This window comes from Paenibacillus sambharensis, assembly GCF_003233845.1.
Classification (GTDB): Bacteria; Bacillota; Bacilli; order Paenibacillales; family Paenibacillaceae; genus Paenibacillus_I; species Paenibacillus_I sambharensis.
On record NZ_QKRB01000044.1, the window covers coordinates 464,967 to 480,415 of the forward strand.

General features: G+C 55.7%; 13 protein-coding genes and 2 riboswitches. All 13 genes read left to right on the plus strand.

Annotated elements, in window-relative coordinates:
* The first annotated feature begins 104 nt into the window (after positions 1-104).
* The 13 genes from DNH61_RS13460 (at position 105) to DNH61_RS13520 (ending at position 15,396) form a co-directional block, all read left to right on the plus strand.
* The gene (locus DNH61_RS13460) at positions 105-1,184 is read left to right on the plus strand and encodes an ABC transporter ATP-binding protein (protein ID WP_111147162.1); all 1,080 of its coding nucleotides are present in this window, start codon (positions 105-107) and stop codon (positions 1,182-1,184) included.
* Positions 1,177-1,971 (plus strand): ABC transporter permease, encoded by a 795-nt coding sequence (locus tag DNH61_RS13465; protein WP_111147163.1) that lies wholly within the window; start codon positions 1,177-1,179, stop codon positions 1,969-1,971. The genes DNH61_RS13460 and DNH61_RS13465 overlap by 8 nt, the downstream gene beginning before the upstream one ends.
* Before the next feature lie 4 nt (positions 1,972-1,975).
* Positions 1,976-2,770 carry an ABC transporter permease gene (locus tag DNH61_RS13470; protein WP_111147164.1) on the plus strand — a complete coding sequence of 265 codons (795 nt, stop codon included), beginning with the start codon at positions 1,976-1,978 and terminating at the stop codon, positions 2,768-2,770.
* A gap of 103 nt (positions 2,771-2,873) precedes the next feature.
* A complete protein-coding gene (gene bcp, locus DNH61_RS13475) occupies positions 2,874-3,344 on the plus strand; it encodes a thioredoxin-dependent thiol peroxidase (protein WP_111147165.1) in 471 nt (156 codons plus the stop codon).
* A gap of 159 nt (positions 3,345-3,503) precedes the next feature.
* Positions 3,504-5,042: a glutamine-hydrolyzing GMP synthase gene (guaA, locus tag DNH61_RS13480; RefSeq protein WP_111147166.1), complete on the plus strand. Its 1,539-nt coding sequence runs from the start codon at positions 3,504-3,506 to the stop codon at positions 5,040-5,042.
* Positions 5,043-5,268: 226 nt separating this feature from the next.
* The gene (locus tag DNH61_RS13485; RefSeq protein WP_111147167.1) at positions 5,269-6,108 is read left to right on the plus strand and encodes an HD-GYP domain-containing protein; all 840 of its coding nucleotides are present in this window, start codon (positions 5,269-5,271) and stop codon (positions 6,106-6,108) included.
* A 61-nt stretch (positions 6,109-6,169) separates the two neighbouring features.
* The gene (locus tag DNH61_RS13490; protein ID WP_111147168.1) at positions 6,170-6,853 is read left to right on the plus strand and encodes a Crp/Fnr family transcriptional regulator; all 684 of its coding nucleotides are present in this window, start codon (positions 6,170-6,172) and stop codon (positions 6,851-6,853) included.
* Between the two features lie 91 nt (positions 6,854-6,944).
* Positions 6,945-7,044, plus strand: a riboswitch (purine riboswitch).
* A 121-nt stretch (positions 7,045-7,165) separates the two neighbouring features.
* Entirely contained in the window at positions 7,166-8,554 is a 1,389-nt protein-coding gene (locus DNH61_RS13495; RefSeq protein ID WP_111147169.1) for an NCS2 family permease, read from the plus strand.
* 157 nt (positions 8,555-8,711) lie between these two features.
* Positions 8,712-10,880, plus strand: a complete 2,169-nt coding sequence (locus DNH61_RS13500; RefSeq protein WP_111147170.1) for a transglycosylase domain-containing protein — start codon at positions 8,712-8,714, stop codon at positions 10,878-10,880.
* A gap of 195 nt (positions 10,881-11,075) precedes the next feature.
* Positions 11,076-11,177, plus strand: a riboswitch (purine riboswitch).
* 290 nt (positions 11,178-11,467) lie between these two features.
* Positions 11,468-11,953 carry a 5-(carboxyamino)imidazole ribonucleotide mutase gene (gene purE / locus DNH61_RS13505; protein WP_111147171.1) on the plus strand — a complete coding sequence of 162 codons (486 nt, stop codon included), beginning with the start codon at positions 11,468-11,470 and terminating at the stop codon, positions 11,951-11,953.
* Positions 11,950-13,122, plus strand: coding sequence for a 5-(carboxyamino)imidazole ribonucleotide synthase (gene purK / locus DNH61_RS13510; RefSeq protein WP_111147172.1), 1,173 nt, complete (start codon positions 11,950-11,952; stop codon positions 13,120-13,122). The genes purE and purK overlap by 4 nt, the downstream gene beginning before the upstream one ends.
* A gap of 6 nt (positions 13,123-13,128) precedes the next feature.
* Complete coding sequence (gene purB, locus DNH61_RS13515; protein WP_111147173.1) at positions 13,129-14,424, plus strand: adenylosuccinate lyase; 1,296 nt, start codon at positions 13,129-13,131, stop codon at positions 14,422-14,424.
* 75 nt (positions 14,425-14,499) lie between these two features.
* Positions 14,500-15,396, plus strand: coding sequence for a phosphoribosylaminoimidazolesuccinocarboxamide synthase (locus tag DNH61_RS13520; protein ID WP_111147174.1), 897 nt, complete (start codon positions 14,500-14,502; stop codon positions 15,394-15,396).
* Positions 15,397-15,449: the final 53 nt, after the last annotated feature.

The window sequence follows — 15,449 nt, forward strand, 5'->3', positions numbered from 1 at the left end:
AAATTATAATTTGTCAGGCGCTGTCTTACAAGTGGTATACTAAATGTCGGATAAAACCCGCCATTTCCCGGGAAATGTCGAGCAGGAGAGGAGAACAATAGACCATGCCGGCAATTGACGTTAAGGATTTAAGGAAAGAGTTTCGCGTACAGAAGAACAGGGAAGGCTTGGCAGGTGCGTTCAAGGACCTGTTCAAGCGTGAATACACAGAAGTGACGGCTGTTAAGGATATCAGCTTCACGATTCCAGAAGGCGAGATTTGCGGCTATATCGGCGAGAACGGTGCAGGCAAATCGACTACAATCAAGATGCTGACCGGCATCCTCGTGCCTACTTCGGGCCAGCTGAAGGTGAACGGTTACGTCCCTTATCAGGAGCGGGAGAAATTCGTGCGCGAGATCGGCGTCGTCTTCGGGCAGCGCAGCCAGCTCTGGTGGGATATCGGTGTTATTGAATCCTTCCAGCTTCTCCGCAAGGTGTACAGAGTTCCGGAGGATGATTACCGCAAAAGGCTGAATGAGCTTGTCGAGCGCCTTCAGCTGGGTGACCTGCTTACCCGTCCGGTTCGCAAGCTGAGCCTTGGCCAGCGGATGCGCTGCGAGCTTGTGGCTTCACTTCTGCATAACCCGTCGATCCTGTTCCTGGATGAGCCTACGATCGGTCTGGATATCGTCGTGAAGACGGAGATTCGTGATTTTCTCAAGATGCTTAACCGCGAGCACGGCACGACGATTCTGCTGACCACGCATGACCTGCAGGACATTGAAGCGCTCTGCTCCAGAGTCATCATGCTGGATGACGGACGAATTATCTATGATGGCGGATTGGAAGAGCTCAAGGAAAAATGGAGCAAAGGCAGGGAGATCCGCTTCCAGTTCACAAGCCGCCCGGACATCAACGAGCTTATTCCGCTCACGCGGGATTTTCCGGATGTCCAGTGGACCTCCGAAGACGAGCTGACAGCGAGCATGTGGCTGCCGCATCATATTAATGTGTCGGATGCCTTGTCACGAGTGGTTGGCGCGAAGGAGATTCGCGATATCAAGATCATCGAGACCAACACCGATGAGATCGTTCGTGAAATTTACAAGTCCGGCTCCGCAGAAGCGCGGAAGCATGGCCAGACAAGCGGTGAAGACGGCGGCAGTCCGGCAGGGCAGAAGGAGACGGTCCCGAATGCTTAGCGCTTATATGGACCTGATCCGCATCCGCTTCCTGATGATGCTGGCTTACAGGGTTAACTATTACAGCGGTATTGTTATTTATGCGATTAATATCGGCGCGTATTACTTTTTCTGGAACGCCATCTATATGGACGAAGAGGTGATACGGGGCTTTACGCTGGCCCAGATGACGACCTATGTGGCCGTTTCCTGGATGGCGCGGGCCTTCTATTTCAACAACCTGGACCGGGAGATTTCCAATGAGATCAGAGACGGCAGCGTCGCCATTCAATTCATCCGTCCTTATGTCTATCTGGTTGTGAAGATGATGCAGGGCTTTGGGGAAGGACTGTTCCGGCTGCTGCTGTTCATGGTTCCGGGGCTTGTTGTGGTCAGCCTCATCTTCCCGATCGAGTTCCCGTCTGATCCGAAGACCTGGCTCCTGTACGCGCTGATGCTGCTGCTGAGCTTCCTGATCAACTCGCAGATTAACATTCTGACGGGCTTGTGTGCGTTCTTCATCGAGAACATTGAGGGCATGATGCGGATGAAGCGCGTGCTGGTCGATTTGTTCTCGGGTGTCGTCATTCCGATTGCGCTCTTCCCGGGCTGGCTTGCCGCTATCGTACAGTGGCTGCCGTTCCAGGCGATTGCTTATCTGCCAAGCTCTGTCTTTACCGGGCGGACAACCGGCGATGCGGCCCTGCAGGCCTTGATGCTTCAGGTGATCTGGTTCGTCGTTCTCATCATCCCGATTTGGCTGCTGTGGCGCGCGGCGCGCCACCGTCTGTTCGTGCAGGGGGGTTAAGGCGATGCTCTTTCATGTGTTGCTGTTCTGGGAATATCTCGAAAATTATGCCAAGACACGGCTGACCTACCGTGCGGACTTCTGGATCGAAGTGCTCTCGGACCTGGCCTTCCAGGCGATGAACCTGATTGTCATCCTGATCGCTTTCCAGCATACGCCGACACTCGGCGGGTGGACGGAGTCGGAGGTAGTGTTCGTATACGGCTTCTTCATGGTGCCCTTCGGCATCTTCAGCTGTTTCTTTAATCTGTGGAACTTCAGCGACCGCTATATTGTAAAAGGCGAGATGGACCGCATTCTGACGCGGCCCGCCTATAATCTGGTTCAGATCATGCTCGAAAATATGGACCCGCCATCGCTGTTCGGCTCGCTTGTCGGGCTGGTCATTATGGGCATTACCTCGGCCCAAATGGGCATGACGTACGGCTTGCTGGACATTCTGGTCCTGATCCTGCTTGTCGCAGGAGCGGTGCTGATCTATTTTGGCATCTACACGGCACTGACGGCGATTGCCTTCTACTCGGATTCGCCGACAGGCATTCTGCCGCTGATGTACAATATTCAGAACTACGGCCGTTACCCGGTCAATATCTACAACAAGGTGATGCGCTTTATTCTGACCTGGCTGATTCCGTTTGCGTTTGTCGGCGTGTACCCGGCCGCTTATTTTCTGGAGCGCAGCGGGTCGGATGACATCAAGATGGCGTTCCTGACCCCTGTGGTAGGGCTGGTATTCGCGGGAATTGGCCTTGCGGTATGGAATTACGGCGTTAAACGCTACAGAGGCGCAGGCTCCTGATGTCAGCGCCTGGCAGGCGGAACCGGCTTGAGACCGGGACCGCCTTCTTTCCATGCTGGTCTATACTGATTTGTGTTATTACATATCGAAGGAGGATTTCATGATGAGCACCGTTATCGGCGCACCTGCGCCAGACTTTACACTTCCTGCCCCAGGCGGCAAGCAGGTTGCGTTATCTGAGCTGAAGGGGAAGCATGTTCTGCTGTACTTCTATCCCAAGGATATGACGCCAGGCTGTACGACACAGGCGTGCGATCTGCGGGACAGGCATCCGGAGGTTACCGGCCTGAACACCGTCGTGCTGGGCATCAGCCCCGATCCCGTCAAGCGTCATGAAACGTTTGCGGCCAAGCATGAGCTGCCGTTCACGCTGCTGTCCGATGAGGACCATGAGATATCCGAGCTGTACGGCGTCTGGAAGCTGAAGCAGATGTACGGAAAGCAGTTCATGGGCATTGAGCGCTCGACGTTCCTCATCGACAAGAATGGCGTACTGGCGAGGGAATGGCGGAAGGTTAAGGTGGCCGGGCATGCTGACGAGGTTGTGGAGGCGATCCGGGAGCTGGAAGCTTAAGCAGCGGATAACCGGCGAAAGCACGCTGCGGGTTCGGCAGAATTGTGCAGGCAGCCGGCAGGCGGTCCGGATATACTGTCAGATCCTGCAACCTTCGTTCTTGACTGGCTGAAAAGCCGTTCGCTATAATATGCCTTATGAATTAAGGGAGGCCGTGGAATGGACAAGCCAAATGAAATCATCGTCGTTCTCGATTTCGGGGGACAGTATAACCAGTTGATCGCACGCCGGATTCGTGACTTAGGTGTGTACAGCGAGCTTCTGCCGTATAACACACCGGTTGAGAAGATTCGGGAGCTGCAGCCGAAGGGGATTGTATTCTCCGGCGGTCCTGCGAGCGTGTATGAAGAGAATTCACCCCTGATTGATCCGGGCGTGTACGAGCTTGGCGTGCCGATCTTCGGCATTTGCTACGGCATGCAGCTGATGGCCCATCAGCTGTCCGGCAAGGTGCAGCGCGCGGGCAAGCGCGAGTACGGCAAGGCTGAGGTAGATTTCGTAGAAGACAGCCAGCTTGTGCTTGGACTGGAGAAGCGCCAGACGGTCTGGATGAGCCACAGCGACCTGGTTGTGGAGCCGCCGGCAGGCTTCCGTATTGACGCGAGCACCAATCATGCGCCAGTAGCGGCGATGAGCAATCCGGACAAGAAGTTCTTTGCGGTACAGTTCCATCCCGAAGTGCGTCACTCCGTCTTTGGTAACGACATGATCCACAACTTCCTGTACTCGATCTGCGAATGTGAGGGCAACTGGTCGATGACCACGTTCATAGACGATACAATCCGCGAGATTCGTGAGCAGGTAGGCGACAAGAAGGTACTGTGCGCGCTGTCCGGTGGTGTCGATTCCTCCGTTGTGGCGATTCTGATCCACAAGGCGATCGGCGACCAGCTGACGTGCATGTTCATTGACCACGGCCTTCTCCGGAAGGGCGAAGCAGAGAGTGTCATGGAGACCTTTGTCGGCAAGTTCGATATGAAGGTTGTCAAGATCGACGCTCATGACCGGTTTCTTGGCAAGCTGAAGGGTGTCGATGATCCCGAGCAGAAGCGCAAAATTATCGGCAACGAGTTCATCTATCTGTTCCAGGAAGAGTCCGAGAAGCTCGGCGAGTTTGAATTTCTGGCACAGGGCACGCTGTACACTGATATTGTGGAGAGCGGAACGGCTACAGCTCAGACGATTAAGTCCCATCACAATGTCGGAGGCCTGCCAGAGGACATCAAGTTCAAGTTGGTTGAGCCGCTTAAGGCGCTGTTCAAGGATGAGGTCCGCAAGGTCGGCGAGGAATGCGGCCTGCCTGCAGCGATCGTATGGCGCCAGCCGTTCCCGGGTCCGGGACTTGCGATTCGCGTGTTGGGCGAGGTAACCGACGAGAAGCTGGAGATCGTCCGGGAATCGGATGCCATCCTGCGTGAGGAGATCGCGGCAGCCGGGCTGGAGCGCGAGATCTGGCAGTACTTCACGGCGCTGCCGAACATGAAGAGCGTAGGCGTTATGGGCGACGCCCGCACCTACTCCTACACCGTCGGCATCCGCGCCGTAACCTCGATCGACGGCATGACCGCCGACTGGGCGCGTATTCCGTGGGATGTACTGGAGCGCATCTCGAACCGGATCGTCAACGAGGTCGACAACGTCAACCGTGTTGTGTATGACGTGACCTCCAAGCCGCCCGCTACGATTGAGTGGGAATAGACCAAATTATGTAAAATAGGCAAGCTGCTTTTCCGGATATTATATCCGGGAGGGCAGCTTTTTTTCTGTACAGGGCTCTTATAACTCCCATTTTGTAACTGTGGTTACAGAATTCTGGCCGGATCCTGTGCTACCATGGTTTAACAAGTTGCCTAGAGAGTGGATTCATACCTATTACTTAGGTCGGAATCCACTCTCTAATGTTCGGGATATTGGAGTGTGCAGAATGATGGTAGTACCGGTACGAAAGCTTCGCGAAGGGGACCGGCTGGGTGCCCCGGTTTATTTTAACGATGGGCGGATGCTCATGCCCAAGGGGACAGTCTTGAATATCAGCCTGATTACGGTGCTCGGGGGACTGAATGTGGACACCGTCATGATTGATAACATGGCTGCCGGTCACAAGCAGAGTACCCATCCGGCCCATAAGGCGGAAGAGCTGCAGCGGGCAGCTTATGAAACAGCGCTCAAGGTCTTCACAGATGCTGAACGGAGCGGGAGCTTCCAGGCCGGGGCAGTTATGGAGCTGGCCACCGGGCTCGCAGCCTTCGCGGTTGAGTCTCCCGTATTCCCGCTCGTGGAGCGGCTGAAGGGTGACGGAAGCAAGTGGTCCGAGCTGGCGGCGCATAGTGCCCGCGTCTGTATGCTTGCTGTGGCGACCGGGCGCCAGCTGCCCTATACGGGCCAGCATCTGAGAATGCTTGCGGTTGGCTCTCTGCTGCATGACATCGGCTATGCAGGCAAGGATCAAGCGCAGAGCCGGACAGAGCATCCTCAGAGGGGATATGAGATGATTCGCCGCCTGCCGGATCTGCCGCTTCTCTCCGCGCATATCGTGCTGGAGCATCATGAGGAGCTAAGCGGGAAGGGCTTTCCCCGGGGGCTGCGGGGAGATCAGGTCCGCTTGTCCGCCCAGATTTGCGGGATTGCCAATACATATGACCGGTATGTGAATGGAGAGCAGCCAGGGTCACACAAGGAAGGAATCGAGCATCTGTTGTCGAAAATAAAGGTATCGTACGATGGAGCGGCTGTCCGGGCGTTTATCCAGGCGGTATCTGAGTAGCAGCCGGCCGGCAGTGTAATGTCTCCATCCCAAGTCCACTCGGGAGAAATGGGGGAGACCTATGCCGATCAACAAGGAGCAGCTCTGCTCTGCTATCCCTTTTTTCGGAGCCATTGATCCGGATCTGCTGGATAAGGTGCTGCCATACGTCCGGGAGATGGTCTGCAAGAGGGGAACCATCGTTTTCTTCGAGAAGGATGAAGGAGATACGATGTATTTTATAAGGTCCGGCTCAGTGGATATCTATACCTTTGACGGTACGAAGAAAGTGATCCTGGCCACACTGCGGGAAGGCGACTATTTTGGAGAAATGGCGCTGATCCGGCCCGGGCTGGTCCGTTCGGCCACTGCGGAGGCAGCAGAGACGGTCAAGCTGTATACGCTTGGGCGAAGTGACTTTGAACACTTGGTGGCTTCAGACCCGCGCCTTGTTATTCATCTGCTGGAGGATACAATGGAGCGGCTGCGCAGGGCTAACCGGCAGATTTATGAGCTGACCTTCCTGAATGTAAGGACCCGTATTATCAAACGGCTGGCGAGGCTGGCTGAAGAACATGGCAGACGAACAGATGAAGGCGTTCTGATCGATATGAAGCTGACGCATCAGCATCTGGCTGACATGGTGGGAGCGGTGCGCGAGACGGTCACCAAGGTTCTGCTGGAGCTTCAGGAGAATAACTCGATTCGGGTGGAAAACAAGAAGATTCTAATCTTCGACCCAGAGCAGATGATGCGGCTGGAGTAACGAAAACCGAACATTTCATGTGACAAATTAAGCGATCATTCGATATTTTTCGTTGACAATACGTATAAACGGCGCTTAGAATAAGTTTGAAAAACAACAGCATAGTTCTTTTCGTATAATCCCGGGGATTGGCCCGGGAGTCTCTACGAGGTCACCGTAATGATCTGACTACGAAAAGCAGGAACAGTATACCCCGGTAACCGGAACCGTATGGGCATACTATTCCTCTTTTGCGCAGAACCTAGAGACGATAATACGCTCGGAGGTTCTTTTTTGTTTGTTCGGATAACTTATTGGGAGGCGTATTAACCAATGGAACGTTTCTTTAGGCTCAGAGAGCTGGGCACGAATGTCAGAACGGAAATTATGGCAGGCTTGACGACATTCATGACGATGGCCTACATTCTGGCTGTCAATCCCGGCATTCTTTCGGGTGCGGGACTGGATTTTTACAGCGTGTTTCTGGCAACCGCACTTGCAGCGGGTATCTTTACGATCGCCATGGGATTGTTCGTTAATTTCCCTGTAGCGGTAGCGCCGGGTATGGGTCTTAACGCTTATTTTGCAGCTACGATTCTGGCATCAAGCGCTACAGATACCCCAATATCTCCTGCCATGGGTCTGACGGCGGTATTCATCTCGGGTATTATCTTCATCATTCTGACGGTAACGCAGGTCAGACAAATGCTGCTTGTCGCTGTACCGGACAGCCTCAAGCACGCGATTACGGTCGGGATCGGGCTGTTCATCACCATCATCGGCCTGAAGGGAAGCGGCATTCTGACCATTGCGGTTGAAACGACTCAAGATGTGCCGGCTGGCACGTACACGAACCTGCTGGGCTTTGAATCGGTCATTCACCTCGGCGATTTCGCCGATCGCGGCATGCTGCTGACGATCATCGGCGTTCTGCTGATTGCGTGTCTGATGGTTATGCGTGTTCCTGGCGCGATTTTGTTCGGTATCGTCCTGACGACGGTTATTGCGGCGTTCACTGGCGATATCAACACTTCTTCGCTTGAGAATGCAACATGGATTCCTGATTTTGGGCAGCTGAACTTCTGGCATTTTGACTTCAAGGGTGTCCTGGAAGTTGGTCTTATATCCGTTATTCTGACCTTTACCTTCGTGGAGCTGTTCGATACCTTCGGAACGCTCGTGGGTACGGCGAACCGCGCAGGCGTCATGAAGAACCCGGAAGAAGGCAAGAAGACCGTCGGCAAAGCGATGTTCGTTGATGCGGTAGCGGTCAGCGGCGGCGCGATGCTCGGAACAAGTACGGTTACGGCATTCGTGGAAAGCTCCTCCGGCATCGCGCAGGGCGGACGAAGCGGCTTGACGGCTGTTACGACGGGCGTATGCTTCCTGCTCGCACTGTTCCTGGCTCCTGTAGTGGCGCTGGTACCGGCGGCTGCTACGAATGCGGCGCTGATCATTGTAGGCGTGCTGATGATGCAGTCCGTCAAGGAAATTGATTTTTCCGACATGGTATACGCGATTCCTGCATTCCTGACCATCACGCTGATGCCGTTTACGTATAACATTGCGAACGGTATCTCGTTCGGTATCGTGTTCTATGTTCTGCTGGCTGCGCTGGCGAATATTTCGGGCCGTGCCGAGAAGAAGTATTCCATTCATTGGCTGATGTGGGTGCTGGCTATTCTGATCGTCCTGCGGTACGCATTCCTCGGCGGGCACTGATCTTACTAAACTGATCGATAGCAGCGGGCATTCTGACGGATCGTATGATCCGGCGGATGCCCGTTTTGTTTTGCCCGGCCATCCCCCAAATGCCTCCCTGCTTGCGAATGTTCTTTACCAAGTGTATGGACACAGCAAGAGAAGGGAGAACAGTGTCATGACGAATCAGCGTAAGAAGCATCACAGCAAGTGGCGGTATGTCCGCAGAGCAGCGGGAGCCGTCCTTATCGCGGCGGCAGCCTTGCTGCTGATAGGAGCTTGGTGGGTTTCTTCCCAGGATATAAGCAAGCTTAGAGAGCCGCTGCATGGGCAGACGCTGCTGCTTGACCGCAGCGGCGGGCAGTATGCGGCATTATCCTCCTCCAAAATCATTCCGGTTCCGTTAGCCGATATCCCGGAGCATCTGGTTAACGCCATAGTAGCTGTTGAGGATAAACGGTTCTATGAGCATGAAGGGGTGGACCTGAGTGCGCTTGGCCGGGCGGCATTTCGCAACATCAAGGCAGGGGGAGTCGTGGAGGGCGGCAGCACCATTACCCAGCAGCTGGCCAAGAACGTCCTGCTGAACGCAGACCGTACCATGGCCCGCAAGCTGAAGGAAGCGGCTATGGCGGTCAAGATTGAGATGGTTTATGACAAGGATGAAATCCTGGAAATGTATATGAACCAGATCTATTTTGGGGAAGGGGCTTGGGGCGTAGAGCAGGCGGCCAGGGTGTACTTTGACAAACAGGCTGCAGAGCTGAGTCTTGCGGAGTCTGCTATGCTGGCCGCACTGCCGAAGGCCCCTTCCCATTATTCCCCCTACGCGAGTAAGGACAGGGCGCTGGAACGCCGCAATCTGGTGCTGCAGCTGATGGCGGAGCAGGGCTATATTACGGCAGACGAGCAGGAACAAGCACAGGCCGAGCCAATCCGCACCTCGGGCGGGAAGCAGGAGATGTCTGCACGCAAGTATCCGTATTATGTGGATTATGTTCTAGAGGAGGCGGAGGAGGTATTTGGCCTGACCGAGCGTCAGCTCCTGAGCGGGGAATACCGCATCTATACGCATCTGGACCCGAAGGTGCAGGAAGCGGTGGAACAGGCATACGCTGATGACAGTATGTTCCCCGAGCAGGCGGATGATATCCCGGTTCAGAGCGGAGCGGTGGTCAGCGAGCCGTCCTCCGGTGCGGTTCGAGGATTGGTTGGCGGACGCGGCGGGCAGGTGTACAGGGGGCTTAACCGGGCAAGCCAGATCCGCAGGCAGCCGGGATCGGCCTTTAAGCCGGTATCCGTCTATGCTCCCGCGCTCGCGGAGGGTTACACGGCGGGTTCCCGCCTTTATGACGGCGAGTTGGATATTGGCGGCTATAAGCCGCGCAACTATGACGGAAGCAGCAGGGGAGAGGTATCGTTGAAGGATGCTCTTGTCCACTCCTACAATGTGCCTGCCGTATGGCTGCTGAACGAGATTGGGATCAGCAAAGGCTGGGATTTCGCGCTTAAGGCGGGATTCGAGCTGCTGCCTGAGGACCGGAATTTAAGCTTGGCACTGGGCGGACTGCAGCAGGGCGTGTCTCCTTTGGAGCTTGTCCAGGCATATGGCGCGTTTGCAAAGGGCGGTGTGATGGTGGAGAACCATGCGATTGTCCGGATTGAGACCAAGGAGGGCAGGATAGTCGGCAAGGCCAGTCCTGAGGAAACCAGGCTGCTCAGCGAGAACCATGCCTATACGATGACGCTGCTCCTTGAGGAGGCGGTCAATACGGGAACCGGAACCCGTGCGGCGCTTGAGCGTCCGGCTGCGGGGAAGACGGGTACGACACAGCTGCCGGACACGGAGATGTTTCAGGGATTGGACGGGTCGAAGGATATCTGGTTTGCGGGCTACACGCCCGAGCTGGCCGCTGCGGTCTGGATGGGGTATGACCAGACGGATGCAGACCACTACATGCGCGTCACAGGCGGGACCTACCCGGCTGCCCTGTTCCAGCGAATGATGAGTCTGGCCCTTGCCGGTGAGCCGGTGCGGCCGTTTCCTGTACCGGACGGCTATGACCCGTCCCTCGCGGGTGCCCGGGAGTCCAGGCAGGAAGGCAAAGCCAATGCCAGACAGGATGACAAGGGAGACAAAGGCAAAAAGAAAGACAAGGAGAAGGAAAAAGAGAACGAGGAGCGGGAAGAAAACCGCAAGGATAAGGGGAAGAAGGAACCGGAGCAAAGCGGGCGCGCTGACGGCGCTGACGACGACTCTGACGACGATGACAATGACGATCGGGACCGGGAACAACCAGGTAAGGGGAACGGAAGAGGTAACGGGAAGAAGGAGCGGGAGGATTAGCAGCGGGCAGGCGCACCGGGATGAAGCATGATTTTTCATGAAATAAATCATCAGCCGGGCTAGGATTTCGATAGTTCAAGAGCTAATCGAGCAAAAAACCGAACTATAGCTATTGAAATAAATTTCATTGTTCGTGTTCTGGCGTTGACAACCTACAGGAGGATTGTTAAACTAAAGAAGGTTTTAAGCGTAATAAAGTGAACTTTCATACTATCTCGTATAAATTCAGGAATATGGCCTGGAAGTTTCTACCCGGAAACCATAAATTTTCGGACTACGAGCATGATAATAGAAACAGGTTGCTCCCTAGACGGGCAGCCTTCTGCTGTCTTTTTCCGTACAACAGCACTCTGGTGCTGTGTGCAGCGGTTGCATGGCATTCGCGCCAAGCCGATTCGAATGATGAGGCGGTGCTTGCTGCGTCTGGACTGGCGCGGGTGCGCCGGCCCTGGAAATGCGAGGAGATCGGGACAGACGGCATATTATCAGCTCGCGTCCCGTATCGGGGCCCTTCCGGCAAGAAGGGTTCCGACGGGACTTTTCTATTTTGGGCAGTATGGCACTTTATATAGAAGGTGGGTAACAACATGTCAGCACTTGTTGGCGTCATCATGGGCAGCAAATCAGACTGGGATACCATGAAGCTGGCTTGCGATGTTCTGGAAGAATTGGAGATTCCTTATGAGAAGAAGGTTGTATCGGCTCACCGCACACCGGACCTGATGTTCGAGTATGCTGAGACGGCAGCCGCGCGCGGCCTGAAGGTTATTATTGCAGGCGCGGGAGGCGCTGCGCATCTGCCCGGGATGGTTGCTGCGAAGACAATCCTTCCGGTTATTGGCGTTCCGGTAAAATCATCCGCGCTGAGCGGAATGGACTCCTTGTTGTCCATCGTCCAGATGCCGGGAGGCATACCAGTTGCGACTGTCGCCATCGGCAACGCCGGAGGCACGAATGCGGGACTGCTGGCGGCACAGCTGCTGGGCGCATTCGATCCGGAGCTGCAGCAGCGCGTGCAGGCAAGGCGTGACCGGATCAGCAGAGAAGTCATGGAAAGCAGCAATACGTTATGAGCAGCACTCGTACCCAGCCGCATGCACCTGTGCTTCCGGGCAGCACCGTGGGAATTCTCGGCGGCGGCCAGCTTGGACGAATGATGGCTTTGGCGGGAAGCGCCATGGGCTACCGGTTCATCACTCTTGATCCGGCGGATGATGCGCCCTGCGGGCAGGTGGCAGAGCAGATCAAGGCTGCTTATGACGACCATGAAGCTGCCCGCCAGCTGGCCTCGCGCTCGGATGTCATCACCTATGAATTTGAGAATGTCGATGCCGGCGTAGCCGAAATGCTGATGGCGGAGTCGCTGGTGCCGCAGGGCAGCAGGCTGCTGCATACCACGCAGCACAGGCTTCGGGAGAAGAGAGCAATTGAAGCGGCGGGTGTGCGCGTGGCGCCCTATGCGGAGATTACCAGCCTTGCGGACCTTGAGGATGAGGCAGGGAGATTTGGTTATCCCTGCGTGCTCAAGACGGCAACAGGCGGTTACGATGGCAAGGGCCAGTGGGTGATCAAGGGCGGCCATGAGCTGGCAGAAGCCTACGACACACTGGCTGGAGCGGGCACGGAGCTTGTGCTGGAGCAGTTCATCCGCTTCGATAAGGAGCTGTCCGTTATCGCGGCCAGAAGCTCCCGGGGTGAGATCAGAACGTTCCCGGCTGCGGAGAACATCCATGTGGACAATATTCTGCATCTGTCCATTGTCCCAGCACGAGTACCAGAAGCGGTGCTGAAGGAAGCAGAGGAGCTGGCGAAGGCGATTGCCGAAGGGCTTGAAGCGGTAGGCCTGATCGCCGTTGAGATGTTCTGGTCGTCGGTGGACGGGCTCTATGTGAACGAGCTGGCCCCAAGGCCCCACAACAGCGGGCATTACACAATGGAAGCATGCCGCACCTCGCAGTTTGAGCAGCATATCCGCGCGGTCTGCAACCTGCCGCTTGGCGATCCGTCGCTGATGACGCCGGTTGTGATGGTGAACGTGCTCGGCGAGCATGTGCAGCCGCTGCTGGAGCGGCTTGGGGAGCATGACGAAGCGGCTGACAGGCACGGGGTGTCCCCGAAGGTGCATTTGTACGGCAAGCAGGAAGCGAAGGATAAACGGAAGATGGGCCATGTCAACGTACTGGCTGCCGATGTGGAATCGGCACTGGCCTGGATAGCCGAAACGACGATTTGGAGGGTTTGATCGATTATGTTGGAACGTTACAGCAGACCGGAAATGAGAGCGATCTGGACAGAGGAGAATAAATTCAAGGCATGGCTCGAAGTAGAGCTGTGCGCCTGTGAGGCATGGGCAGAGCTTGGCGTCATACCGAAGGAAGACGTAGAGGCGCTGCGCCGTTCGGCCGACTTTGATATCGACCGGATCTATGAGATTGAGCAGGAGACCCGCCATGACGTCATTGCGTTTACCCGTGCGGTATCAGAGAAGGTTGGCCCGGAGCGGAAATGGGTGCATTACGGCCTGACCTCGACCGATGTCGTAGACACAGCGCTTGGCTACCTGCTGCGGCAGGCGAACGAAATTCTGCGTGCCGATATTGAACGGTTTATCACGATCCTCCGCGACCAGGCAATCGCCTACAAGGACACGCCGATGATGGGCCGTACGCATGGTGTGCATGCCGAACCGACAACCTTCGGCCTCAAGCTGGCGCTCTGGTATGAAGAGATGAAGCGGAACCTCGAGCGCTTCGAGCATGCGGCAGACGGTGTCCAGTTCGGGAAAATCTCCGGTGCTGTCGGAACGTATGCCAACATCGATCCATTCGTGGAAGAGTTCGTCTGCCGGAAGCTGGGCACGAAGCCGGCTCCGATCTCGACGCAGACGCTGCAGCGCGACCGTCATGCGGAATATATGGCGACGCTGGCGCTGATCGCGACTTCGCTTGATAAGTTCGCCACGGAAATCCGCGCGCTGCAGAAGAGTGAGTTCCGCGAGGTGGAAGAGCCGTTTGCGAAGGGCCAGAAGGGCTCGTCGGCCATGCCGCACAAGCGCAACCCGATCGGCTGCGAGAACATCTCCGGTCTGGCGCGTGTGATCCGCGGCCATATGGTCTCGGCTTATGAGAACGTGCCGCTCTGGCATGAGCGTGATATCTCGCACTCCTCTGTGGAGCGTGTTATCCTGCCGGATGCGACCATGCTGCTGAACTACATGCTGAACCGTCTCGGCAACATTCTGAAGAACCTGCAGGTGTTCCCGGAGAATATGAAGCGGAACATGCAGCGGACCTATGGCGTACCATTCTCCGGTCGCGTGCTGACCAAGCTGATCGACAAGGGCCTCAGCCGCGAGCAGGCGTATGATACGGTACAGCCGCGTGCCATGCAGGCGTGGGAGGAGCAGCGCCAGTTCAAGGATATCATCCTGGAGACGCCGCAGATCACAGAACTGCTCAGCGTGGAAGAGATTGAGGACTGCTTTAACCCGGCTTGGCATCTGAAGCATGTGGATACGATTTTCCGCCGGTTAGGCTTGTCCTAGGATACTCCGCACGCTTTGACGATATAGAAGCTTCTATTATTACAATTGCAACGCCAGGAGAAGGAGGCAGGAATAATGAGCCGACAAGCGCTGGAAACAGCAGAGCATATGATCAAGGCCCCGCTGCTCTACAAGGGCAAGGTTCGGGAGCTGTACGATCTTGGCGAGCATTATCTAATTGTGGTGACTGACCGGATATCGGCATTCGATTATGTGCTGGATCCGGCTGTGCCAGAGAAGGGCAACGTACTGAACCGCCTCAGCGCCTTCTGGTTCAACCTGACAGAATCGCTGCAGCCTAACCATGTCGTGCATACGGATGTGGACAAGCTGGGTAGTCTGGTAACGGACGCGGAGCAGCTGAAGGACCGGATCATGGTTACGAAGAAGGCGCAGCGGATTGATATTGAATGTGTCGTGCGGGGCTACATCACGGGCGGCGGCTGGAGGCAGTATCAGCAGTCTGGAACGGTCAACGGCATTGAACTGCCGGAAGGCATGCGCAAGAATGCGCGGCTTGGGGAGCCGCTGTTCACCCCCGCTGCCAAGAACGATGTCGGCCATGACGAGGATATCCCGTTCGAGCGGATGTGTGAGCTGGTCGGAGCTGAGCTTGCGGAAGAGCTGAAGGAACGGAGCCTGAAGCTGTATGAGTTTGCAAGGGGCTACTGCGAGGAACGGGAGATCATACTCGCGGACTGTAAGTTTGAATTCGGCATTATTGACGGACAGGTCATCCTGATTGATGAGCTGTTTACGCCGGACTCTTCGCGCTTCTGGGCGAAGGAAACCTATGCGCTTGATATTGAGATCGACAGCATGGACAAGGAGCCGGTCCGCACCTATCTGGCCGGTACCCCATGGGACAAGAACAGCGAGCCGGACAGGCTGCCGGATCTCGTCGTGGAAGAGACGACCCGGCGCTACATGGATATCTACAACCGCCTCACAGGCGAAAGCATAGCGAATTAATACGATTCAGATATGAACGCTGGCTTAATAAGCCAATGCATGTTTAGCGGAAC

What these genes read in the sequence shown, in the direction of transcription:
- purB (WP_111147173.1), top strand. Translation starts at nt 13,129, where the DNA reads ATGTTGGAACGTTACAGCAGACCGGAAATGAGAGCGATCTGGACAGAG.
- DNH61_RS13495 (WP_111147169.1), top strand. Translation starts at nt 7,166, where the DNA reads ATGGAACGTTTCTTTAGGCTCAGAGAGCTGGGCACGAATGTCAGAACG.
- purK (WP_111147172.1), top strand. Translation starts at nt 11,950, where the DNA reads ATGAGCAGCACTCGTACCCAGCCGCATGCACCTGTGCTTCCGGGCAGC.
- guaA (WP_111147166.1), top strand. Translation starts at nt 3,504, where the DNA reads ATGGACAAGCCAAATGAAATCATCGTCGTTCTCGATTTCGGGGGACAG.
- DNH61_RS13460 (WP_111147162.1), top strand. Translation starts at nt 105, where the DNA reads ATGCCGGCAATTGACGTTAAGGATTTAAGGAAAGAGTTTCGCGTACAG.
- DNH61_RS13500 (WP_111147170.1), top strand. Translation starts at nt 8,712, where the DNA reads ATGACGAATCAGCGTAAGAAGCATCACAGCAAGTGGCGGTATGTCCGC.
- DNH61_RS13465 (WP_111147163.1), top strand. Translation starts at nt 1,177, where the DNA reads ATGCTTAGCGCTTATATGGACCTGATCCGCATCCGCTTCCTGATGATG.
- purE (WP_111147171.1), top strand. Translation starts at nt 11,468, where the DNA reads ATGTCAGCACTTGTTGGCGTCATCATGGGCAGCAAATCAGACTGGGAT.
- DNH61_RS13490 (WP_111147168.1), top strand. Translation starts at nt 6,170, where the DNA reads ATGCCGATCAACAAGGAGCAGCTCTGCTCTGCTATCCCTTTTTTCGGA.
- DNH61_RS13520 (WP_111147174.1), top strand. Translation starts at nt 14,500, where the DNA reads ATGAGCCGACAAGCGCTGGAAACAGCAGAGCATATGATCAAGGCCCCG.
- DNH61_RS13470 (WP_111147164.1), top strand. Translation starts at nt 1,976, where the DNA reads ATGCTCTTTCATGTGTTGCTGTTCTGGGAATATCTCGAAAATTATGCC.
- bcp (WP_111147165.1), top strand. Translation starts at nt 2,874, where the DNA reads ATGAGCACCGTTATCGGCGCACCTGCGCCAGACTTTACACTTCCTGCC.
- DNH61_RS13485 (WP_111147167.1), top strand. Translation starts at nt 5,269, where the DNA reads ATGATGGTAGTACCGGTACGAAAGCTTCGCGAAGGGGACCGGCTGGGT.